Here is a 24,351-nt window from a genome sequence, read left to right on the forward strand (position 1 = left end):
GTCAATATCCTTTCGTATCGTATTTGATCATTTGCCATACGGTCAAAAATATGATTTGAATATCGAGCCAGAACGACCAATTTTCAATATACCAAATATCATGATTCACACGTTTTTGCATAAGTTCCGGATCACGGGTTTCACCGCGATAGCCATTGACTTGCGCCCAACCGGTGATGCCGGGTTTTACAAGATGACGGAGCATATAATTTTCGATCACTTCTTTGGATTCCATGTTGAGCGGGGTAGGATGCGGGCGTGGCCCGACAACGGACATCTGTCCCATGAGTACATTCCAAAATTGCGGCAGCTCATCCAAATTAGTTTTGCGTAAAAACTTCCCAAACCATGTTATCCGCGGATCATCTTTAGTCGCTTGTTGGTATTTCCCGCTGTCATCCACATCCCGGCTTTGAGAAATCATGGTTCTGAATTTATAACAGATAATTTTTTTGTTTTGCCGCCCCCAACGTTCCTGTTTAAAAAACACAGGGCCGCGCGACGTGAGCTTGATCGCAATCGCTATAATCGGCACCAACCATGACAATACAAGTACCATAAAGGCCAACGCAAAAAACGCATCAAAACAACGTTTGATGATATACCAATGCGCTTCATCCATTTTGATTTTCCGAACGGAGATGAGCGGGAATCTTCCGAACATGCGCACTTCAAATTTATCAGAAACAAATCGGAAATAATCCGGGATAATGCGTACACGGCGGGTATGATGGTCACAAATTTTGATGATCCAATCTATTTTTTCAGACGCATATGTCGGCAGAGCAACAATAACATCATCTACGGGATGTTTTTGCAATACCGATTCCAGATCTTCGACTTTGCCAAGTAATTTTCCATTGAGCGATGTCTGCGGCTGATCGTCAAGAAAACCCGTAACGGCATAGCCGAAATGAGAATTGGATCGAATAAGCTCATTAAAAGCTGTACCGACTTCCCCGGCTCCTATAATCAGCAGGTGCCTTAGATTACGTCCTTTACGGCGCAGAAAATTTAAAACCCTCCGAACCAAAAACCGCTCAATGGATAGGATAATAAGTAAATGGGCAGCGTAAAGAACGATAAATAGTCGCGGTAACGTATGATTTTTAGCAATAAACATCACTACGATAGCCACAAGTATTTGGATAAGTATGTTTTTTATGAGCCCAACGAGTTCGTAACTGAAATTACGCGAGCGGAACTCATCGTATAAACCGGTCATGCGTGCAAGGAAGTACCATGAAAAGGCTAAGGAAGTAAGCAGGAAGAGATCAAAATTGGTCGTAAGGCGCGCATCGCGAATCGAAAAAAAATAAATCGAACTCAACGCCGCCACGAGCACTGCTACCGTGTCTGCGGTAACCCGAAGAAAATATAACATCCGACGCTGCGTATGCATGAAACCAGTCAGTAAAAATTGAATCCAAATTCATATTAATGTAAACTTTTTACCTTCAAATTAAAACAGAATAATGATTGGAATGATACGAGACATCTTGTATTACTTCAACAACAGTATCCGTCTCGATTTTATGTATCTTCGACCTGAAATTTTTCCAATGGCTTCCATACGTATAATATATATTCCTGACGCTTTCCCCTCAGCCTTCCAATCAATTTCAAAATACTTTGCCGGAAGCCTCCCTTTGTAAATCCTCTGCACTTTTTGCCCGAGTATATTATAGATATCCAGAATAACCTCGCTTTCTTCGGGAACTTGAAAACGAAGTATAGTGTTCGGGTTAAATGGATTAGGATAGTTCTGAAAGAGTTCAAAGCTTTTAGGTAATTCTTCAAAAGTTTGATTTGAAAAACGCTTAGTCGTGTGAAAATAAAAAGTATCAATAGAAGAAACCGTAAACATACCGTCGAACACCTTGACCGTCCAATAATATTTGGAATTTTCTTGAAATACAATCCCCGAAAAAGTTACGTTTGTATCTTTTATGCCATGAAAAACCGTGTCTAATCCCGGGCCGTAAATTCTAAAATGATATAATAATGTGTCCTGTGAATCCGGGTCGTTTGCTTTACTCCATGTAAATGTTCTCATTAGTGGTGTTTTGAATAAAGTTAAAGTGTCTTGATGAGTAGGATTCTCAAGTGCAAACGCTGTTGGCGGTCGGAAAGCCCTTCCAACTGTTACCGCCCATTCCACTTCCGAAGAACTGCCATTTCTATCATACGCTTCAGCAATTACCAAATGTTTGCCAATATCCGATTCACTTGGAACCCCAATAATAACACCGCTTACACTGTCTATAGTCATCCAATCCGGACCATCAAACAACCTGTAACGAAGGATATCATTGAATAAAAAACTATCCTTATCAAACGCATATAACTGAAAGCGATATAGTGAATCAACCTTTGCAACTGAATCGGTACTCGACAGAAAAATCGGTGCATGATTTACATGAACAATCTTAAGTTCAAATGATTGCTGTATCGTTACAAAACCATCTGTAGCTTCCAATAAAACTGTTGTGTCGCCAACCGAATAGCCATCGGGAATGCCTTGGAGAACACCACTAATACTATCCATCGTCAACCAGTGTGGACCTATAACTAAACGATACTTGATCTTATCATTAAATAACAAACTATCTTGATCGTAGGCATATGCAGTATAATTATAAACCTCGTCTTCCAGTGCAATTGTGTCGGGATTACTAACAAAGACTGGCGGATGGTTCGTATGCAGTACATTGATAGAGAAAACTAAGCTATCTCTACCCCCTTTTTGATCGTAGGCTTCAACAACAACATGGTTTTCACCAGCATCATAGGCGTCTGGAATTCCTGTAAGATAACCGGTCACTGAATCTATTATCAGCCATGAAGGACCATTCAGCATGAAATAGCGCAATTCGTCTCCAAAGAACATGCTGTCAACATCATGCGCGTAAATCCGTATTACAAATTGAGAATCTTCTTTTGCCGTTTGAACTGGAATACTTCCAAAAATGGGCGCATGATTAGTATGATGAACACGGATTGACTGCGTTTGCACATTTGTCGCACCTTGCAAATCGGTAACCAACATTGAAAACGATGTATCTCCTACGTTATAAGCTGTTGGAGTCCCATAGACGATCATTGACGCAGGATCAAATGTCATCCAACTAGGTTTGAAAAGCAATTCCAGTATAGTTGTATCGCCATAAACACTATCCGAATCAGCTACAGTTATTTTGCATTGATACAGTGAGTCTTCATAAAGATTGGAATCTGGTACAGCGCCAAAAAATGGAGTTCTATTTGACGGAAAAGTCGGATTTAATTTTATATGATAAACCGTATCAAGTTTTGAGCTTGTCACTCTGAATTCAATTGATGTGTCACGCCATAATTTGGCATAACCGGTTATCGCACTATCGGTAAAACTCATAGTTTTTGGAAATGAGATTGGACTAATTTTTACCGAATCTAGATATTCAAATTGTCTGTATCCCTGTTGAGAACCCCAACGATCAATCAAAGTAATAGGCCTCAACTGAATTTTTATTGAATCAGAGTAATCGAAACTGATTTCATTGTTAAATAGAACACCTACATTCTCTAAGCCGATAAGATCACTTGGTCCACTTTTATTTCCATTATCATCCACAGATATGACACGATAAAATGAAAAAGATAATTTTTTTAAATAATCGCTTATAGTAAATCGGTTTGTATCCGTTGAATCAATAAGCGTTTGATCAGAAACCGAAAAACCTCTGATGTTACTGCCGTATATATAATACTTCGTTGGGAGGCTCCCGCTGGAGTTGATATCCCATAATATATTAATGCCGTTTGTTGAAGCTGCCAAGCGCAAATTCTTAACTACATCAGGTATTTGTACCTGAAATCTCCAAGCAGGACTCCAATCACTATAAACTCCGTCTTTTGAACGTGTCGCCACTCTCCAATAATAAGTCGTATTGGGCGATAATAGGCCCTCATGAGGAACTTCAAACTGATTAGTGGTACCATGAACGTTATATTGACTTGTCATTTGGTTATAGTGTGAAGAGACAGGGAACCGAAACAATGAGTCTTCACTGACCTGAATATGAAAATCCGATATCTCAAATAAATTCATCCCGGAAGGCAGACCGAACTGAAACAGAAACTTTGATGAATTAGTAATCCCACCGTCTAAAGGAAAAATCGGTGAATCAATTATTGGTGGCACCTCAATGGAATCAATAGAAAAAAAGGAGTGCTCATAAACTAAACCGTTAAAGGCTTTATTATCATCGTTACTTATCCGAACAGTATTAATACCCGCGTTCAATCTAGGCAAGGAGGCGGGGTTCAGTTGAAAAACTGAACTTAAAGATAAGCTATCAATTATTAGACCTTTATCCAAAACTGAATTCCATTCGAGGTGAATAAAATACTTATTTGTAATAGGGGTCCCAACAGGAGATATGAAGTTGTAAAGCCTGACAGAATCAGATATCAAACCAAACAAATTGGAATCTAAAGTATAAATCAAAATCGGCGATTGGAGCGTATCTTTCTGAAAATAAATCGAAAGGCCTGAGTTAGTATCAGATCGTAAAATGTTAAACTTCACATATCCGTCCAATAAAGAATATGGATTTGAATTTTCTATTGTAAAATAGGATATATTCGAATTTACAGTTGAATATATTTGGACATGATCGGAGGTTGAATCAACCGATAGATTTGATTGACTTACAAAAGCTCGGGGCAAAGCGTGTTTTGTAAGCGGTTGATAAATCTGATAACCATAACTTATCGTTGGAGGTGGCGCAAAAACATCATTGTTGACATGATAATACTGATAAAGCCCTGTAAAATCATTCCATGTAAAAATAAATTTTTCACTTGGGCGAATTTTAAGTCCAAACGTATCAATGACATTACGATTATATTCTCGCAGAAGCCCTTGACGCGAATAAACGGCAGAAAAACGATCATCCCAGTCAGTTTCCCCAAATAACACTAAACCGTTAGTTCGTTGACGCCTAGCAATATCTTGATCATTCCATATTTCTTCTATGGTTGCAAGAGCCTTATTGTCTCTTAGTGTATAAAATACGTTTAGATCGGGATCAAGTGGGATGATCCCTTTATCTGTGTGAATCAGTGTCACAGCATGTGAGGGAAGACGTGTATTAGGGTCGTGACCAATCCCACCGGAATTCGTACCCGAATACCCTAAATACTTAAGAATGGAAGAAAGTATCTGTGCCAACTGGTCACATTGGCCGGCACCATAAACATTGTAAGTCCTTAAGGGGTTTATTAACCAACTTTGCTCATTAGTACTGGTAACCCAATGAAACATTTCGTTTGTAAGAAATCCCCACACGGCTTTCAATGAATCGTCGCGCGTGCCCAATCCGTGTAAATCTAGCCGTTTAAGCCAATCGCTAAATTGATAGACGAATCCCTTACCATTTATTTCGATCTGCGGATTTACAATTGTTTCCGACGATGTGTTTTCTAATGAAAAACTATAGTTATTCTCAATACCTTGTATACCCGACCTCGTATTATAATAATTAAGCGGGTATCCTTGGTAAAAGAGAGGGTTATGATAAACAATACTATGCGTCGAATAACGCCGAGTATTGGATGCATCTATTTTCCCGCCGGCGTCTATGACAACAGTCGTGTCGCTTCCTGTTATTGAATGACGAATTAAATGAATCTGACTTTGCAGTAATCTGGTATCAAATAGAAAAGCAATGAACAAAGAAAGTTTTAATATTAATAATACTCTAGAACACCGCATATAGACGCCACATAAGAATTTACTTATTTTAAGGTGATTCTTCATATAGCTTTATTGCGACAACAAACCGGATGAATAACGGGCATAACAAATCACATATAGTTTTATATGTTAAGATAATAAAGAACCTCCGAGGAAGATACTGATATTTATGCATCATTCTTCCGTTGCTCTATAATTTTTTGAAATAACGTATGTAGTTTTTGATAGTGAACCTCTGGTGAATAATGCTCCAAAGCCCATTTATATGAATTTTTACTCATGTAATCTTGAGTTTCAACATTTCCATAGAATTTCTTGATTACCTGAGCCAGGTCTTTTCCGTCACCTACAGAAAAAAGTAACCCATTATATCCATCAACAACAAGTTCTGGCATACTACCGATATTAGATGCTATTACCGGCAACCCAAGCGCTTGAGCCTCGATAAGACTATTGGGCATATTATCAAAACATATAGATGGAACAACAGCAACATCTGCAATGGCTACTTTATGAAAAAGCTCTCTTTTCTCCATATAAGGAATATATTGAATATTGAAAAGTTTGTTTTTTTTAATCATAGACAAAACTTTTTCTACATAATTCTTCTCTCCGCCCCCTATAAGCAACAGATTGCATGTAAATTTTTCATTTTGGAGATAAATAATAGATTGTATTAGGGTTTCAATACCTTTTTCATAGGATATACGACCCCAATAGACGATTGTTCTTTTTGAAAGGTTTAATGAATCCCTTTTCTTTCCCAATTCAAACACATTAGGATCTACGAATGTAGGTAAATGCCTGAATGAATGGGAATTAAAACGACTATTCATTTGAAACTTCGATATTGTATGTAGCGATGGACTCACAATGAAATCAATTTTATTTTGAAATTTTCTTATAAAATTAAATTGATATGCTACATAATTGATAATACTCGCCACTCTTGAGTTCTTAACACATTTATATACTACACTATTCAATAAGTTCTCTTGACATAATTCACAAACAACGTTATTTCGGGTAAAACTACTCTCGGGGCAAATCAAAGCAAAATCAGAGAGGCGAACTACGACTGGAACATCCAAATCAAAACAAGCATCAATCACAGAGGGAGACATTTTTCTTAAAAAATGAAACACATAAGCCACATCAGGTTTGGCATCGTTAATTAGCTTTGAGAGTTTGTCGTAAACGTGGATACTAAAGAACTGACGCTCTAAAAGAGAAAAAACAGATTTGAAATTTCTTTCTATTTCATCATAGTAAAAATGAGGTTGATCGCCACCAGGCGGATCCGGAAAATACTTTTCATAAACTGTTGATTTGTTTTTCGCAAAACGAAGCGAAAACGGGATTACTTCATGGCCTTTTTTTTCTAATAACTCCTGAATGTTAAACAGATAACGTTCGGCTCCGCCTGCTTCGAAATATCTGTAATTTATCAAAAGAATTTTCACGATTATTGCACAATGATAGTATTATATTATATTATGATAAGTGAATAGTATACTACTATTCAAACATAAGAACAATATACACAAGTTGGAATACAGTATGAATTGAATGTAAATTGGCTCACGGAAGGAAAACAGCTGAATACTATATCAAAATTGTCAACACGAACCTAATTATGATCCAACAATTCCACATATTTATCCGTTATTGTGTCCCAAGAATAATACTTTTTTACAATAAATTTTGTCCGTTCGCGTTCAATTTCAATTTTATCTTCAGCATTTATATAAAAACGAAGTTTTTCCGCCAATTGATTAACATTGCCGGTCTCAAAAGTTGCGCATGATCCTTTAAGCACTTCCTCGTTTTCTGGAAGATTGCTAACAAGTGCAAATCCGTTAATAGCCATAGCACTCAGTAACGAGGGGGATGTACCTTCAAGTAGTGAAGCAGAGACATAAAATAAAGCTTTATGCAACAAGGATTCGTATTCTTCCCCATAGATAAAACCTGTAAAAACAATTCGATTACCGCCTTTTGAATGCAATGATTGAACGTATTTTTTATCAGTCTCATTCCCACCAACGATTACTAGTTTCTTATCCGTTGTAACTTGTTCAAAAGCTTGTATAAGAAGATCAATGCCTTTTTCTTTTACAAAACGCCCGATAAATATAATGTAGCCCCTCTCACACAAACCGTATTTACCAAGAAAACGAGAATCGTAGATAGAAAGTTGATTAGCTCCATAAGGAATATAAACAGGATTCCTTTTGAAGCGCTGTTGATAATCTAAAGCTAATTTTTCATTGTCAACGATGTAAAGTGAAGAAAAATAAACCGCAAAATACCGATTTACGCTTAGATACTTTTTAGCAAAAAAAGGCCATTTCGCTCTTTCCCAATCGGCTCCATCAACAACCGCAATAACTGGCACTCCTCGCAACCTTAAGAACGGGATGAAAATAGAATTACCTATCCCATACAAAATGACGTAATCAACTTTCTCAAAAAAAATTTGAACCGTTGATAAAGCAGTGTGGGTAATAGTATCAAAAAATTTACTTTTGATTGAGGGTAGATGCTTTAGTCGAACACCATTAAACGATTGTTTCTTTACCCGATAATGGTTACGTCGACAGTGAACCACGACATCAAAACCTTTGTTCACAAGGCGAATAGATGTCTCCTGAATTGATGTCTCAAACCCGCTGTACGAAGCCGGAATACCTCGAGACCCGATAATAACAATAGTTTTTCTCATTGTTTCTTTTACAAAAAATTTTGATAGTAGTCTGCTATATATTCCTTTAAAGCTACCTGCCAATCACGCATTATGTTAAGTTTTTTTAGATTCAATTTTTTATCAATCAATCTTTCACTGGGCGGACGTTCAGCAAAATATTCCGTTTTGAAATAGTCAGAACTAACAGAAGTGATCTTTACTTCTTTTTCTAAACCCAAAATCGTTAACAATTCAGTCGCAACCTCAAGTCGGCTAGTCAGTCCACCACATACCATGTTATACAGTCCCCAATATTCTTTTTCTAGAAGTAACTTAACATTTTTAGCAAAATCATGTGTATAAGTAGGAGTTCCATCCCTATCGTTAACAATAAACAACTCTTTTTTCCCATTTTTTAGCTGATTCATTATTTTCTGAATAAATTTCTTATCTTTTTTTGGTCCGCCTCCCATCATCCAACCCGCTCTGCATATCAAATGTTGCCTTACATTTTCTTTTACGAACTGCTCGCCTGCATATTTGGAACGGGCATAGTGCCCTAAGGGATTAGGCAAATCCCAATCATCATAAAGTTCTTTTTTTCCATCAAATATTCCTGCTGTACTAATATATAGCAAGGGAATGTTCAAACGATTTGCAATATATACCGCGTTTTCAACCGATATTGTATTTGTGATATATGTTTCATCCGGATGTTTTTCACAATATTCCAAATCGGTAAATGCACCTAAGTGGAATAAGTAGTTGGATCTGAAAGATTCGACATCAGCTCCGTATGAATCAATATCACGAAAGTCGCAATACGTGATCCATGGTTCATTCACATCAATATCAGAGCATCGCAGTTCATATTCTGATTTGAATTGTTTATAAAAAGCTTCTCCTAGCATTCCACCGCAGCCGGCAATATAAATTTTTTTCATAAGAAGAATAAATTGAATTAAATGTTTAGGCAACCAACTGGATTTTACTTATACGCTTATTCTGAAGTACTTGATAACATTGCAAGAAGCCATACTTTTGTTGAAATATTTGTCTGATCAAGAGAATGAATCAATGGACCAATTTCATTTTGGAATATTAGATGTGACTGATCTAACACTGAAATTTTGTCATATAATGCTCTCATTGAAAGCCCCCAAAATCGTTCGCTATCAGGAACACTGAACCCTCGTTTTTTCTGATTTAGAAGCTGTTTTGGAAGTAATTGACCGGTCGTTTTCCTAAGAATTTCTTTCCTACGAAATCCATTTAATTTGATAGAAGATTTCACAGTAGATGTGAGTTCGATTAGGCGGTGATCAAGGAATGGTAACCTCGTTTCTAAAGAATGTGCCATAGATGCTCGATCTACTTTGGTCAACATATCGTCACTTAATGCCACTTTAATGAGCCAATAATTTAATTGATTAAATGAGCTGAGGTGCATTACAGGTCGCAGGGTATCTTCGATATATTCCCTTGCAGGTCTAACGGTTTTATCTCCATTGAATATAATATTTCGTTCATGTTGCGTAAATCCAATTTGTTTTGAAATGAGGCGATCAACAAACCCCATCCTCGCACTTGCAATTATCTTTTTATAACGTTTAATGTTCTTGTTTAGTTTTTCTGGAAAAACGACTTGAGAAGAAAAATTAAAGAGAAATTCAAAGCTATGCTGAAAATAGTGTGGGAAACTTTGATAAATATTACTAAATTTCTCACCTTGATGAATGGTATAGCCATTTAGCACTTCATCACCACCATCTCCGGTCAGAACCATGGTAACTTTAGAACGTGCCATTTTACTGACAGCGTATGTTGGGATCGCAGAGGTGTCTCCAAAAGGTTCGTCATAACAAAAAGCCAATTTCTTTATTAGAATTTCAACATCATCCGGTTCTACAACATATTCATTGTGACTCGTTCTAAATTTATCTGCAACCAATCGAGCAAGATATCGTTCATCAAATCTACTATCGTTATACCCTATTGTACATGTAGTAATAGGAACTGTCGAGTTTTGGCTCATTACGGCAACAACAGAACTCGAATCCATCCCGCCACTCAAGAAAGCTCCAAACGGGACATCGCTTCGCATTCTGATTTTGACAGAATCATTGAATATATCATCAAATTCCTTCAAAATTGCTATCTCGTCATCTCGAGCATCTTTATCATCAAGTAAAGTTAAATCCCAATACGGATTGATGGTAATTTTTCCTGATTCATACAGAAGATAGTGGGCTGCCGGGAGCTTATATATGCCTTGAAAAAAAGTTTGGGGTGCTGGTATATAAGTAAAACAAAGGTAAGCATCCAAAACTTCACGATTAATTCTTTTTTTAAGCCCGTAAGCCAAAACAGCTTTTATTTCGGATCCAAATATAAAACTTTCATCTGCCAAGGTATAAAAGAATGGTTTTTCTCCTACCCTGTCACGAGCACAAAATAATCGTTGTTTGTATCCATCCCAAAGGGCAAAGGACCACATCCCATTAAAATGTTGAAGGCAGTCTATGCCCCATTGCTGATAGGCGCAGAGCGCAACCTCCGTATCGGATGTTGTTTTAAATGTGTGCCCTAATTTCTTTAATTCATCTTTTAACTCTAAATAATTATAAATTTCACCATTGAAAATCAGGCATAATCTCCTATCAGCGCTAAAAACCGGCTGCCCTCCTGTTTTCAAATCAATAATTGATAAACGACGGTGGCCAAGAGCTATATTCTTATTTACAAAAAAACCCTCACCGTCTGGACCTCTGTGAAAAAGTGTATCAGACATTCGTTTCAGTTTTTTTTGGCACGCCTCACGATTAATATCGTGGTGAATATAGCCTGTAATTCCGCACATATTTATTGTTCTTTAATACAAGTATGAATAAACCGATCCATAGCTTCACAGTGATTCGTGTAATCGAAAAACTTGATGCAGGACTCTTTGCTTTTTTTTGCTATTAGTAACGCCTTATCATAATTTTCAGCAATAAACAACATCTTTTTCCCAATAGACTCACTATCCTCGGATTCTGCAAATACTATATCTATTTCCGCCTGAAAATAAAGGTCAATATCGCCAACACGAGTAGCAATAATAGGCTTGCCGGTCAAACAATATTCTCCGAGCTTCCATGGAAATCCATATTTTGCGAAATCAGATTTAGTTCTGCATACCAGTAACATTGATGAAGAGTCTTGAAGCACAGCAAGTTCTTTTCGAGACACAAACCCTCTATATTCGATGGCAGCGGAACAATCTTGCTTTTCTATAAGCGATTGAATACTAGCAAATTGATCTGCATGTACAGGTTTACCTGTAAGTATTAACCTTGAGGATGAATATATCTTGTTAAACAAACAAAATCCTTTTAGGATATATTGAACCCCGTCTTTTTCACCAAAAGTACCACTATATAATACTCGTATTTCTGAAGGATTTACTCTATCAGATAATGTTTGGTCAGGTTTCGAAGAATCCACAAGTATCGGCAAAAGTAGAATCGGAATATGAGGATTGCGTTCCGAATAATATTTCTGCAGCAAAGTTGATATTACGATTATTCCTTCCGACACCTTTGGTGTTAAATTTTCTGTCAACCAACTACCTGCTTTCCTAAGAACATTTTTTCTCTCGTCTTTGTAATACAAAGTCATTCGTTCACACGCTTCTAAAATCAGCGTCACCCCTCTAATTTTACATGCCAGTATAACCAAAAGGTACTCTAAAGTGTCCGGGCTATACAAAATGACATAGTTAAGTTTTTTTTGGCGCGACCGATAAACAATCAACCCTGCCGCTTTTATTATAAAAGCAATTGTTTGAAAAAACTGAAATGCTGCAAATTTTGTCCTCATATAATCACTTAATAAAACTAAATAAGGCACAATTTTTTTTTCTTTCAAATGCTCATGACTTACAATCTGTTTCTTTTTAATCGCACTGTGCGGAACAACCAAATAAGCTATATGGCCACTTGCACGTAGCATCTTGACAATCATAGCTGCACGCTCACTGGCAGCATCACCTTCAGGGTATTTTACGGTTGCAAATACAAAACCGTATTTTGGTTGACTCATATTTATTCTTTAAGTTTGCTGATAAACCGTGCAGGGTTTCCGGCCCATATCTCCTCAGGAGGAATATCCTTTGAAACAATTGAACCGGCGCCTACAATGCTCTTAGAACCAATCGAAACTCCTTTTAAAATAATACTGTTAGCGCCGATAAAAACACCATCGGCTATTCGAATTGGCTTGGACGACACGCCGGCAGAAGTTCCATATTCTAATTCAATCTTTCTCTGATCAAAACGCAGTGAATGAAAGTCCGTGTCCCATATAAAGCAATTCCCACCGATCATAACATGATCACCAATTTCAATATACTGCGATGCATAAATAGAAATTCCTGAAAATCCACAAAAATCGCCAATTTTCAAAAATGCGTTTTTGCCCGCTATAATGGAGCACTCCTTGATTATTCCCATATAATTGTAGTGGGTAGAATTTACTAATGTCAATTGCTTACCTATTTCCATTTTTCCACTGAGACTACAATAAAAAAACGGAATACCACCTCGAGACCTAAAACCATCTCCAACTTTAATCATGGGAAATCGAAGCCGGAGCCAAAATCTAGAAATAATAGAATAATACCAACAAATTAAGTTCCCCAAAACGATTTTTGCTTCACCTAGACTTAACTTCATCGTTTTCCTTTTTATAAGATTCAATGATCTTTTTATAGATGTCTACGGTTCGGCGCGCGACCTCAGTTGGGTGATTCCTTGTTAGCGTGTTTTTTCTTGCATTTTCTGACAGTTTCAAACGCAAATCATCATTTGCAAGCAGAAGGATTGCCTTTTTGGCTAAGTCATTCTCATCTCTCGCATTACATAGCAATCCTGTAACACCATCTTGGATAATAGACGGTATACCGCCGACGTTGCTAGCAATGACGGGTAAACCTGAAACCATCGCTTCAACCACACTGTTGGGGCTGTTATCTATGTAAGAGGGATGCAATAAAATACAAGATTTATCATGTAGCTTTTTTATTTCATCCGCATTTTGAAAACCCAGCCAATCTATACGTTCATCAACTTGTAATTCTTTAGTTAGTTGTTTTAACTCTGACAATGTCTTCCTGTCACCTGATCCTACTATTCGAAGCCGAACATCAGGAAACCTGCTGATTATTATTGGTAAAGCTCGCATCAATTCGAATATTCCTTTTCGTCTCTCAATCGCGCCGACAAAAAGTAAATCTTTTGTTTTATGGTCACGGTTAGCTGAAAAATATACGGGATTCATCGCCTCTGGTAAGTCAAAAACAATAGCGTTGGAGTTTATAGAGTAAATAAACTCATTTGCCCATTTCGTACGGCTCCCAAAATTCTTTGATCTACTAATAAAGTTTTTCTCTAGATAGCTATGGAGCTTAAAGAATAATGACGGCGTTTGACGAGTCATCAAGCTTATGATCCCCTGAATACTGATAAGACTTGGGAATCCCGCTTCAAATGCACTATAGCCGTAACCATATTCTGTACCATGAACATGGATGATATCCGGGTTTATGGACTTGATAATCGAATTGATCTTTTTCCGAAGAGGGTAATATCGCGTTAAAACATCCAACGGCAAAAACCTAGGAAATCCTCTATTGGAAAACGGAAATCCATATCGGATAATATGATAACAAACCCCATCTTCTAAACACTCCTGATCATCAAGTGCGTATGGGCTTGATGTAATTATATGTATTTCTATATCGCCCCTAGATTTCATTTCATGAAGCAAATTAGTGATCCATGATGCGGCATGTGAAATGCTAGTTCTAGAAAGTTTTAGTTTCGCATTAATTTTGCCAATTGGAAACGGACACACCCAAACGATTCGTATCATTTAATATTTTTCTCCTTAAAAGATAAGCGATCCTCTATTGGATAGGAATTTACCAACGCTGCAATTATTAAGGATACGACTATGTTTTCTTTAATCTCAAAAAGACTAATTGTAAAAGAATATATCGAACAAAAAAACAGAACCATCATCGTGAAATTGAGAGTGACATTTTGTTTCTTAATTTTACAGTTAATATTTCTGTTTTGAAGATTTAAAAAGACACTTCCGTAAAACAACATATAGCTAAACCAACCCGCAATCCCTACTTCCCCAACCAATATTACAAAACTGTTTTCAACCCAGTCACCGCTCCCTAAAAAACCAACTAAAACATTGGTAGAGTTGTAATCATTCCAAAGAGGCGTTGAGTATTTTTGAGCTGCTAACGATAAAAACATTCCGGGACCAGAACCAAATAAAAAACTTCCATTGTTTACCATCATATTATACAAATTCAAAAAGGAAAATACCTTTGGGATTTCCAAAATTGGCTTGTCCAAGATTTCCTGAATTTTTAGTGCAATATAATCAAATCCATAAAGCAAGTCAGGATTCATGACTACAACGATAATGGGAATTGAAATAATAGAAGCGACAATAAGAACTGTTTTGAGAATTAATCTTCTAGATCCTCCCGCTCCAGTACCTATCAAAAACAAGAAATACGCAAATAGAACTAACAATAAGAGAATTGTAAAGAACCCTACCGACGCCAATAATACTCCAAAAAACGCTATACCAGCTTTCATCAAATGTTTTTTTTTACGCAAAAAAAAATATTTTGATACATAATAAAAAATTGATAATGCCAATAAAAACGTCGAGGTTTGGACGTAAGGAAAAGAAAAAGTTCCAAATGCGTAATCTCCAAAACTCACTTCCCCCACAAGTAAGCTCGGAAAGTTTTGTATAGTAGTAATAAGTAACTGCAACTCTAAACACATGAACAATATATATCCAAACAACAATTCTTTTTCGCGTATCAACATGCTCGAACCAATAATATAAAAATAAGCAACCAAAGGAAAGAGATGATAATAGAGAAATAGCAAACCCGCACCAATAATGCTTCCATTGATTATTATTGATAAAATGAAAGTTAAAATAAACAATCCAACGGCAATCAGTTCCTTTTTGTACAATTTCCACGATTTATTAAAAATAGTCACAAAGACATTGACCAACATTGCCACAAAAATGAGCTTGGGGACGTTATTGATAAACATATTGTCTGGAGTCGTGAACCTAAGAAAACTCAGAGAGAGATCACCGGAAGTTAGCATGGAAGAAACACCTTCAATGTATTCACTGGGATACATTAAAAACATTTGCAAAGAGAGTAAAATGCTGATTGAAAGCAAAATGAAATAAAACGGTTTTCTAACTGACAAGATCAATAAAGAAACAGAAAATACCGCTAAAGACAATACATTGTCCAAGAACACTAGCACTAATTGAATCAACAAAATGCTCAAAAAAAGCAGTAAATATTTGATGTACTGCCTCGAGTCTACGTGGATATCAATTAGTGACACCATCTCTACAATTGCTTTCCGGTTAAAAGACGATGGTATAAACCAACATAATCATCCGCAACAACAGAAAAGGAACAATGCTTTGAGACAGTTTCTCTTGCGTTCTGACCGCATTGCTTTGCAAAAAAAATATCTTCCTTAAATCTTATGAGGGCCTGTGACAACTCAATTACATTTTCTTTTTCAATAAGTATTCCATTCAAATTATTTTGAATAAGATCGGAATTTCCGGAAATATTGGTTGCAATACAAGGTAAACCTATAGCCATAGCTTCAAGAAGAGCATTGGACATTCCTTCAGATCTAGAAGGAAGAATAAAAACGTCCGATTTCATTAATAATTCAGAAACGTTATTACTGCGCCCTAAAAAAGCAACTGAGTTTTGAATATTCAGTTCTTGAGCTTGTTTTTTTAAAACCGTTGCATCCCCCCCTCCTACAATTAGAAGTTTGGCCGGATTGATCTGCTGTATACACAGCGCCCATCCGTTCAAAAGTACATCAATTCCCTTCCAAGGTTGTTGTGACAAATTTCCTACGAAAATGACAGTAAATTCCAAATTTCCGTGATCCCTCCAACAATTGTCAGGAATCGCGACTCCGTTTGGAATTGATTTGATCCTTACTTGTGGAATATGGGATTCAATTAATTCCTTTTTTATTTCAGAGGAAATCGCAATAAAACAATCAGCTTTTTTAGTAATAGATTTAAGTAGAGCAGGCTGACCATTGTAACTTCTATATAAGCCCGATCCTGCTTCTTTGACAATTACCTTTCTATTGGTAAAGCGTGCTGCACACACACCTAATGCGGCGATCCAGTGAGCCTCGTGTACGTGTATAATGTCAATCTTCTTTCTTATTCCAAGATAAATAATTACTCCAAACGCCTGAATTGAAAATATGACCGCAGGAATAAACTCAAGAAAAATCTTTGCAAACAAATCTGTGATCGGTTTTTCTTTGGTTTCCGATGTCTTTGCGAATGCGTCAATAGTTTCAAATTTAGGGCGATTTCCTTTGATGAAGGGCCTAAGTTTTTGCCAAAGATTGTATACTGTCTCATAGCCAGACTTCAATCCGTAAACATTAATACCATTCAAACTTTCTTTTGATTCCGTCATTGGATGATACGACGTAACTACAAATATGTTATGGTGGCGTTGCGCCAATTGTTCACTTAACCGAAGGCATTGAAGTTCAGCCCCTCCCAAAACAGGAGGAAAATGCCATATGAGCATACAGATTGAAGGATTTGATTTAGGTTGAGGTGCTGACATCTTCTTTATGGAAAAAAGTTCAATAATTATTTAAACCAGTAATAACTTAGTTCTATTCGATCTTTTTCATTAGCAGGATTCGGTTGTACTTTACCTCTTTTGAAATATTATATTCGCCCGCCTAATATTTTATTTACAAATAACGCCACCACACCCGCTAATCCTTTGGATGCGTAAGTTTCTTTTAATTTCTTTGTTTTGGGATAGAAGAAATGAAAATATTTAGTTATCCATAATTTTATTGTTTTTTCTATTACAAAACTCCTTCCCAATACTACACTTTTATCGCTTGGAATCAAAAGCGAGTTTATACCATCTTTAAAATCACTTTTATTTTTTCTATTATCTAGTAAATAGTTCCAAAGTTCGATATGTTTTCTTGTATAATCTAACCAATTCCATGAAGCCACAGAGTTTACGAGTTTTTTTTGGCCTTTTTCTATATTCAGAAATATATTTTCCAATTCTTCATACTCCGTAAACGGATGAATTATTGCGTTTGACGCATCTAAATGATAGCCTTGGGTGGTAACGATAGTTTTTACACCTGCAGCCACTGCATCAATAAAGCCCATTTGACCCTCGTCCATACCCATATATAGGTAGTAATCCAAGCTTGGAATAAGCTCAATGTATTGCGAATAATTAAAATGATCAAAATAGTCCACTTCAAACCCTTCTTTTCGAAGAGAGTTAACCTGGCGCTCCCAACCATCTCCCATTATTTTAAATTTAAAATAATCAGCATCTATCGTTTTGGACAATTTATCTAAGAAATATTCTCTTTTTCGCCCATCTACTTGCACACGACAAGACAGCCCTATCACTATTTTCCTTTTCCTCATTACGCCATCATGTGCAGGATTTACATAACAAAGCTTTTTCTTATCAATGCCCATTCTTGATAGGTAACTCATGGTCTCATTAGACATACAAATGCCCGCCGATGCAATAGTCATTTGTTTTTTTAAAAGATTCAGCTTATCTATTGTGTCAATATGAGTAATCATCAAAGTATCAATCCCGCGACTTTGACCATCATACCCTAAATAAATTATATGATGATTGATGTCCGCTGAGGTGTCGGGAAACTTAGAGATGTCCGATTCAACTTTTAATTCCTTAAGGCATTCTTGCATTCGTAGAGCAAATTTCCCCAGTATCCAAGCGTCAACATCTTCATAACAAACTATCCTGACTTTCACAAAACGCTCCCGGTCTTAGATTATACATTACCGTTATTCATATTATATAAACTACAACCTACTTTGTTTCATATTCATCACAACCTACAGTAATTTGTTCTCACAATGAGAATATAACACATCGAACAATAACCATACCGACAATAATATTGAATCCGCTAAACATAAACAGTTTATGCTTTTCAAAGTTTAATCTATTCAAAATTTCAATGGAAAATCCCAACAATAATACTATTAGCACAGGGATAAGGATCCGCGTATTTAGCGCCTATGACATCTGAATATAAAACCTGCTTCCATTCATTATCTTCCGATATTCTTTTCATAAAATATTCTTCAGAAAAACCTAACTTATTTCTTCCAATCAGTGAATCCAAATAACTATTAAAACCTAAAGGCATAGTTGCTACTATCGTTCCCATTGGGCTTAGCATTTGTTTCATATTGTCAATTGCCCGTAGCAGTTGTTTTGGATCGTTGTGGTTGGATGTGATGTCACCATATCGGGAATATTCGTCCCATCCAACATGTTCTAAAGTTGAAATCGTTACGATCAAATCATATTTTTCACTAGGTTTGAATTCTGTTATATCGTAATTTAAGACAAAATCCCCTTTTTCATATTTATCAACAATTGTATGTTCAAATTGTAGGTAGTGATTCAAAACATTTCCAACCTCTAATATCTTCTTGTTTTGATAATGCTTCACATACTCCATGACTATTGGAATTTCAACCGACCTTTCGTTTCTAAATGTTTCATTGTGCATGGAGTAATAATAAAATAAGCTTGTTTCATTAAAATTAAATTTACTGTTTCTAAACATCTTGTAAAATATGAGATCAAACAAGTTTGGGTTCCGCCCAACAAGGTATAACGCTTTTCTAACTATTCGACGTAACAACGCAAAAAAAACGTTACTTGTTTTCACCAAATGCCCCTTTCAATTTATCCTGGATATACATTATTCCAGATACTTTCGCATTCACTATTTCCTCTACCGGAAGCCAATATACCATGATCAATATATACAAAAGCAGCCCACAACTAATTGAAATGGAGGTCCTGAAAAATTCAACAATATCCATCAAAATATAGTTTTGCAACGAGAACATAATTATCCCAGAAAATGCCGCAGCAGCAATGACTTTTAAAACATCCACAATCAGCTTTCTTCCGTCCAATCCTTTAAAAATCTTATCTAACAATATCAGAGCAATAACAATGGTGTAAAATGTTGATAAAGATGATGCTAGCGAAAGACCAAGATAAGAGACCTTTGAACTTAAGTAATACCCAAGTAACAAATAAATTGCTATTTCCGAAACAGCTACCACAGAAAATATTTTAGTGTTATTGGATAGATAAAATCCCTTCGCTGCTATGTTTCCGCAGCTAAGACAAATAAACGCTATCATTAAGGTTGACAATATATTACTGACGGCGCTAGTCGCGGCATCATCAAAGGCACCCCTTTCAAAAAGAAGCCGCACAATCGAATCACCAAGAAATAAAAATAAAAAAGCTATTGGAAGTGCAATCAAAAGTACAATTCGAATCCCTTTTGAAAAATATCTTCGTACTGCTTCAAGGTCATTACGCTCCCACGCTTCTGACATTAGAGGAAATATTGTTGTTGCAATGCCACTTGATGTAATATTTGCCAAATAATTCATTATTTGATTCGCATATCCCAAATAAGAAATACTACCAGGTTCAAGTGTAGAGGCGATTAGTCTTTCCAATACACTTGTCGATCGATACAACAAACCTGCGATAATCAAAGGAGCGGCAGTTTTGAATAATTTTAATTGTTCTTTATCGAACAAAAAACTTAATCTATAAAATTTACCTTGGAAAACAATCGGAATAAGAATGATGAAACTAAAAATGGAAGCAGCAAGGCTTCCATAAGCTAAACTTTCAATACCAATTTCACTATTCCATAGGATGACAAACAAAGGGCTTATGACTGTACCTAAAATGGGCGCGACTGAAGGCAAGAGAAATCTCTTATGTGCATAATATATCATTGTAAGTAGATTCGATAGAACTGAAAATAAAATTGTTGGTAGGAGAATTCTAAGTAGTTTTGATGTAAGATGAAGTTGATCACCCTTGAAACCCGGAGTCAACAGAGTAACTAATTGCTCGGAAAACACAATCCCAAAAATAACTAAAATACAAATAAAGAGCCCATATATATTAAGTACCCTACTTACGAAAAATGCAATTTCATCAGGTGTCTTTTGAATTTGATGCCCAATATATGATGACATAAATATAACACCGAGGGAGTTAGCGAAAAGCGCTATCAAGTACGTTGGAATAACAATAGCAGCAAAATATGCGTCCCGTTGAGGTGTTGTGCCAAAGTAAAAAGCAACCACTAGTTGAGTCAGAAAACCCGCAATTATTCCTAAAAAAGAAAAAAAGGTTACTTGTATTGTTGATTTTAAAAGCAAAGAATTAGACGTTTAAAATTGCAGTATGGTAGCGGGTATTATACTAAGAACTGATATGGGTGATTCACGTAAACTTTCCGCTTAGTTCTTAACATCATTGGAACTTATGTTGAGTCCTTTGGTCGTTTGATACCCCAACTTGCAACTCAATACAAAACGACCTTTGTGCATCTAAAGACTTGCTTAAAAATAAAATTATCACCTAATGAACTACCATGAAGAAAATATACGACTTGAACTAAGATTAGTTTATTACTTCATTTGGCAGATAAAAAGGGCACTCCACGTATCAAATCCGAGTGTTTTTTTTGTAATCCATTCTTCGTGAGCAAGAATTTTGAATCCATTATTTGAAAGCATAAATTCAATTTCAGGTAAAAATAGATACCGCATGGTATGCGTTTCATTGAGTACATTAATTACACCCGTTTTCTTTTCTGTTACAAACACTGTATAATTAACATCTACTAAATTCCTGTCGCTAATATGCGAAGGTTCTGCGATCCGAATAACTTTGATCAAATCATCTTCGAGTCTTTTTACTCGTACCGTTGGGCGATCGGTTAACACAGCAGGACCATACCAACAATCAAAAATAAAAATTCCATTCGGATTAAGATGATACTTTACTGTTGACAAAGTATCCATAAAATCGTTATTGCTTGTTTGATAACTCATTACATGGAACAATGACAAAGCCACATCAAATGTCTTATCTAAACGGATTGATCGAATATCACCTTTGTAAAATCTCAGCAACGATGACAACTTTGGTGAGGCGGCAGCTTTTTCTATTGCTTTGGATAGCATCTCTTGTGAAACATCAATACCGTCAATTGAGTAACCGTATTCGCTCAAAAAAAAGTCATGCGCACCTGTACCACAACCAAGATTCAATATAGTCTGAGTTTGGGGAGCAAAACGTTGAATCAAATCTCTCAAATAGTGGACTTCATTACCATAGTCCTTATCTTTATAAAGGAGATCATAATAGCGCGAATAATCTCCAAAAACGTTACTCATAATGCCTTTACTTAAATAGTTCTTTAAGCGCTTCTGCGACTGAGTGTATTTGCTCTTCAGTTATTGCAAGCCCGCTTGGCACATAAAATCCTCTTTCACCAAGTCTCTCTGCAACCGGGTACTGCTCTCCAAGGAAAAGACCTATATCATTAAAAACAGGCTGCCGATGCATGGGATAAAAAAAAGGACGAGTACCTACACCCGCACTTGCAAGTTTTTTCATTGCCTCAAATGCGTCGTATGGTATTTCGTCGCTCATTACAATTCCATAAACCCAATAAATATTGGACGCATAATCGCATCCCTTGATAGGCAATTGAATACAATCTATCTCAGAAAGTAACTCGTTGTATATTGCACCGATTCTTCTTTTCTTAATAAGAAAATCATCTAATCTTTCAAGTTGCGCAACCCCAATAGCTGCTTGTAAGTTTGTCATTCTAAAATTCCATCCCAAATCTTTGTGAATAAAGCGACGGGGTGGAATAAAACTAAGATTACGCAGTTCTCGGCTTTTCGCTGCTAATTTTTCATCATTTGTCAGCACCATACCACCTTCACCTGTAGTGATATGCTTATTCGGATAAAAACTGAATATTGAAATGTCACCAAAACTGCCACACGGTTTTCCTTTATATTTTTGTCCAATAAGCTCAGCAGCATCTTCGATAATCATCAGGTTATATTTCTCGGCTAATACCAAAATTGGATCCATATCTACAGGAATGCCATAGATATGTACAACCATGATTGCCTTCGTTCTACTGGTGATTCTAGATTCAATATTTTCAACTGACATATTCCACGTCTTTGGATCTGAATCAACAACAACAGGAGTCGCACCTGCACGTACAATTGCAGCTGCACACGAAATAATTGTAAACGTAGGAAGAATTACTTCGTCGCCTTTGCCGATACCAAGCACCGCAACTGCAACTTCCAACGCAACGGAGCCGTTCGCAACAGCAATCCCGTATTTTCGGTCAACTCTTTTCGCAAAATCCTCTTCAAATTTTTTCACAAAGGGACCATCCGATGATATCCATCCCGTATCAATACATTCAGCTAAGTATTTCTTCTCATTACCATCCAACAATGGTTCATTTACCGGAATCATGGTTTTGTACCCTCAAAATGTGTCTTATCATTGGTTACACCACCATAAGGACCTTGTTTTATTTCGAGCATTTCACAATCTGACAACATTTCGAACCCATGCCCACCAGAAATCAGAAAAATCACATCATCTTTATCTAAAACAACACTATTAACCCAATCGAATTCTGAATCATAAATATCTACTCTGACCGATCCTTTTCTAATAACCAATACCTCTTGTGTTAATATAACTTGACGAATCAACTTATTGTGATAATGAGGTTTAATCTTACCCTCTTTAGAATACTTAATGATTCCAATCTGCTGAGAATACTCTGGACTTGAAAAAAATTCCGTTTTTTCCACTTGATGACTTCTTCTAATCACTAAAGCAAGGCAGTTATTATTTTTATCATTTATTTTTTGCAGGGATTCCATATTTGATATTCTATTTCACTTTTGAGTTGTAAGAATTAGTAAACCATTCAATTGTTTGTTTTAACCCAGCTTCAAAATTAACAGCCGGTTTGAAACCTAATTCTTTTTCAGCAGAAGAAATATCAGCAAATGAGTGTTTTATATCTCCAGCACGTTCGGGGTGATACAAAGGTGCTATATCCTTTCCCAAGATTTCATTAATGGCTTTTACTAATTGATTAAGTGTAGTTTGTTCATGGCACGCACAATTCACAGCAATCCCCGAAGGGCAATCAATAGTGGCCGCAAGTATATTAGCTTGTACAACATTTGCAACAAAAGTAAAATCTCTACTTTGATTGCCATCTCCATATATTAAAGGTTGTTTATCATTCACTATGGCAGCTATGAAAATTGGAATCACAGCTGAATACTGTGAATCCGGATCTTGCTTGGGGCCAAATACATTGAAATAACGTAAGCAAACTGTTTCTAAACCATAAAGTTGCGAGAATACCTTACAATAGTACTCCCCCCCTAATTTCGATACTGCATACGGCGATAAAGGATTAACTTGTAAGCCTTCGTGTTTCGGTAACTCAGGATTATCCCCATAAACAGAAGAAGACGATGCAAAAACAACTCTTTTCACTTTTGCTTCTTTTGCAGCATCAAGAATATTCAAGGTTCCTGCAACATTCACTTCATTTGTCGTTATAGGATCTCTAATCGACCTCGGAACAGATGGCAAGGCTGCTTGATGCAAAACAACATCTATTTCACTAACAGCCTCACGTACGATATGGTAACTACGAATATCTCCTTCTATCAGTTCGATTTGTTCTAAAAAAGGCAATAAGTTACTCCTTTTGCCTGTAGAAAAATTATCAAGCACGCGCACAGAGTCACCACGTTTTACCAATCCCTCTACAATATTGGAACCTATAAACCCGGCTCCTCCGGTAACTAAATACTTCATAAATTCTTT

The 24,351-nt window shown here is 36.4% G+C and carries 18 protein-coding genes; all 18 read right to left on the reverse strand.

Annotation, left to right across the window (positions count from 1 at the left end):
• Position 1: 1 nt before the first annotated feature.
• Positions 2-1,384 (reverse strand): undecaprenyl-phosphate glucose phosphotransferase, encoded by a 1,383-nt coding sequence (locus tag HUU58_10395; protein ID NUN46079.1) that lies wholly within the window; start codon positions 1,382-1,384, stop codon positions 2-4.
• 120 nt (positions 1,385-1,504) lie between these two features.
• On the reverse strand, positions 1,505-5,803 hold the full coding sequence (locus HUU58_10400; GenBank protein ID NUN46080.1) for a T9SS type A sorting domain-containing protein: 4,299 nt from the start codon (positions 5,801-5,803) through the stop codon (positions 1,505-1,507).
• Positions 5,804-5,907: 104 nt separating this feature from the next.
• Entirely contained in the window at positions 5,908-7,203 is a 1,296-nt protein-coding gene (locus tag HUU58_10405) for a glycosyltransferase family 4 protein (protein NUN46081.1), read from the reverse strand.
• Between the two features lie 167 nt (positions 7,204-7,370).
• A complete protein-coding gene (locus HUU58_10410; protein ID NUN46082.1) occupies positions 7,371-8,465 on the reverse strand; it encodes a glycosyltransferase in 1,095 nt (364 codons plus the stop codon).
• 8 nt (positions 8,466-8,473) lie between these two features.
• Complete coding sequence (locus HUU58_10415) at positions 8,474-9,370, reverse strand: NAD(P)-dependent oxidoreductase (protein NUN46083.1); 897 nt, start codon at positions 9,368-9,370, stop codon at positions 8,474-8,476.
• 56 nt (positions 9,371-9,426) lie between these two features.
• Positions 9,427-11,286, reverse strand: coding sequence for an asparagine synthase (glutamine-hydrolyzing) (gene asnB / locus HUU58_10420; protein NUN46084.1), 1,860 nt, complete (start codon positions 11,284-11,286; stop codon positions 9,427-9,429).
• Between the two features lie 2 nt (positions 11,287-11,288).
• Complete coding sequence (locus tag HUU58_10425) at positions 11,289-12,509, reverse strand: glycosyltransferase (GenBank protein NUN46085.1); 1,221 nt, start codon at positions 12,507-12,509, stop codon at positions 11,289-11,291.
• A 2-nt stretch (positions 12,510-12,511) separates the two neighbouring features.
• Positions 12,512-13,141 carry an acyltransferase gene (locus HUU58_10430; GenBank protein ID NUN46086.1) on the reverse strand — a complete coding sequence of 210 codons (630 nt, stop codon included), beginning with the start codon at positions 13,139-13,141 and terminating at the stop codon, positions 12,512-12,514.
• The gene (locus tag HUU58_10435; GenBank protein ID NUN46087.1) at positions 13,122-14,339 is read right to left on the reverse strand and encodes a glycosyltransferase family 4 protein; all 1,218 of its coding nucleotides are present in this window, start codon (positions 14,337-14,339) and stop codon (positions 13,122-13,124) included. Before HUU58_10435 ends, HUU58_10430 begins: the two co-directional genes overlap by 20 nt.
• On the reverse strand, positions 14,336-15,565 hold the full coding sequence (locus HUU58_10440; GenBank protein NUN46088.1) for a hypothetical protein: 1,230 nt from the start codon (positions 15,563-15,565) through the stop codon (positions 14,336-14,338). Before HUU58_10440 ends, HUU58_10435 begins: the two co-directional genes overlap by 4 nt.
• Before the next feature lie 314 nt (positions 15,566-15,879).
• Positions 15,880-17,154, reverse strand: coding sequence for a glycosyltransferase family 4 protein (locus HUU58_10445; GenBank protein NUN46089.1), 1,275 nt, complete (start codon positions 17,152-17,154; stop codon positions 15,880-15,882).
• Positions 17,155-17,261: 107 nt separating this feature from the next.
• Positions 17,262-18,359 carry a hypothetical protein gene (locus tag HUU58_10450; protein ID NUN46090.1) on the reverse strand — a complete coding sequence of 366 codons (1,098 nt, stop codon included), beginning with the start codon at positions 18,357-18,359 and terminating at the stop codon, positions 17,262-17,264.
• Positions 18,360-18,565: 206 nt separating this feature from the next.
• Positions 18,566-19,291: a hypothetical protein gene (locus HUU58_10455; protein NUN46091.1), complete on the reverse strand. Its 726-nt coding sequence runs from the start codon at positions 19,289-19,291 to the stop codon at positions 18,566-18,568.
• Positions 19,278-20,825 (reverse strand): oligosaccharide flippase family protein, encoded by a 1,548-nt coding sequence (locus tag HUU58_10460; GenBank protein NUN46092.1) that lies wholly within the window; start codon positions 20,823-20,825, stop codon positions 19,278-19,280. The genes HUU58_10455 and HUU58_10460 overlap by 14 nt, the downstream gene beginning before the upstream one ends.
• 252 nt (positions 20,826-21,077) lie before the next feature.
• Positions 21,078-21,848 (reverse strand): class I SAM-dependent methyltransferase, encoded by a 771-nt coding sequence (locus tag HUU58_10465; protein ID NUN46093.1) that lies wholly within the window; start codon positions 21,846-21,848, stop codon positions 21,078-21,080.
• Positions 21,849-21,855: 7 nt separating this feature from the next.
• Positions 21,856-22,965, reverse strand: coding sequence for a DegT/DnrJ/EryC1/StrS family aminotransferase (locus tag HUU58_10470; GenBank protein NUN46094.1), 1,110 nt, complete (start codon positions 22,963-22,965; stop codon positions 21,856-21,858).
• Positions 22,962-23,384, reverse strand: coding sequence for a hypothetical protein (locus HUU58_10475; protein ID NUN46095.1), 423 nt, complete (start codon positions 23,382-23,384; stop codon positions 22,962-22,964). Before HUU58_10475 ends, HUU58_10470 begins: the two co-directional genes overlap by 4 nt.
• A gap of 10 nt (positions 23,385-23,394) precedes the next feature.
• Positions 23,395-24,342, reverse strand: coding sequence for an SDR family oxidoreductase (locus tag HUU58_10480; GenBank protein ID NUN46096.1), 948 nt, complete (start codon positions 24,340-24,342; stop codon positions 23,395-23,397).
• Between the last annotated feature and the right edge of the window lie 9 nt (positions 24,343-24,351).

This window comes from bacterium, from assembly GCA_013360215.1.
In the GTDB taxonomy this organism is placed as follows: Bacteria; CLD3; CLD3; order SB21; family SB21; genus JABWCP01.

Excerpts from the sequence above, each read along its gene's own strand:
- HUU58_10395 (NUN46079.1), bottom strand. The coding sequence starts at position 1,384 with ATGTTATATTTTCTTCGGGTTACCGCAGACACGGTAGCAGTGCTCGTG.
- HUU58_10400 (NUN46080.1), bottom strand. The coding sequence starts at position 5,803 with ATGAAGAATCACCTTAAAATAAGTAAATTCTTATGTGGCGTCTATATG.
- HUU58_10410 (NUN46082.1), bottom strand. The coding sequence starts at position 8,465 with ATGAGAAAAACTATTGTTATTATCGGGTCTCGAGGTATTCCGGCTTCG.
- HUU58_10415 (NUN46083.1), bottom strand. The coding sequence starts at position 9,370 with ATGAAAAAAATTTATATTGCCGGCTGCGGTGGAATGCTAGGAGAAGCT.
- asnB (NUN46084.1), bottom strand. The coding sequence starts at position 11,286 with ATGTGCGGAATTACAGGCTATATTCACCACGATATTAATCGTGAGGCG.
- HUU58_10425 (NUN46085.1), bottom strand. The coding sequence starts at position 12,509 with ATGAGTCAACCAAAATACGGTTTTGTATTTGCAACCGTAAAATACCCT.
- HUU58_10430 (NUN46086.1), bottom strand. The coding sequence starts at position 13,141 with ATGAAGTTAAGTCTAGGTGAAGCAAAAATCGTTTTGGGGAACTTAATT.
- HUU58_10435 (NUN46087.1), bottom strand. The coding sequence starts at position 14,339 with ATGATACGAATCGTTTGGGTGTGTCCGTTTCCAATTGGCAAAATTAAT.
- HUU58_10440 (NUN46088.1), bottom strand. The coding sequence starts at position 15,565 with ATGTTTATCAATAACGTCCCCAAGCTCATTTTTGTGGCAATGTTGGTC.
- HUU58_10445 (NUN46089.1), bottom strand. The coding sequence starts at position 17,154 with ATGTCAGCACCTCAACCTAAATCAAATCCTTCAATCTGTATGCTCATA.
- HUU58_10465 (NUN46093.1), bottom strand. The coding sequence starts at position 21,848 with ATGAGTAACGTTTTTGGAGATTATTCGCGCTATTATGATCTCCTTTAT.
- HUU58_10470 (NUN46094.1), bottom strand. The coding sequence starts at position 22,965 with ATGATTCCGGTAAATGAACCATTGTTGGATGGTAATGAGAAGAAATAC.
- HUU58_10475 (NUN46095.1), bottom strand. The coding sequence starts at position 23,384 with ATGGAATCCCTGCAAAAAATAAATGATAAAAATAATAACTGCCTTGCT.
- HUU58_10480 (NUN46096.1), bottom strand. The coding sequence starts at position 24,342 with ATGAAGTATTTAGTTACCGGAGGAGCCGGGTTTATAGGTTCCAATATT.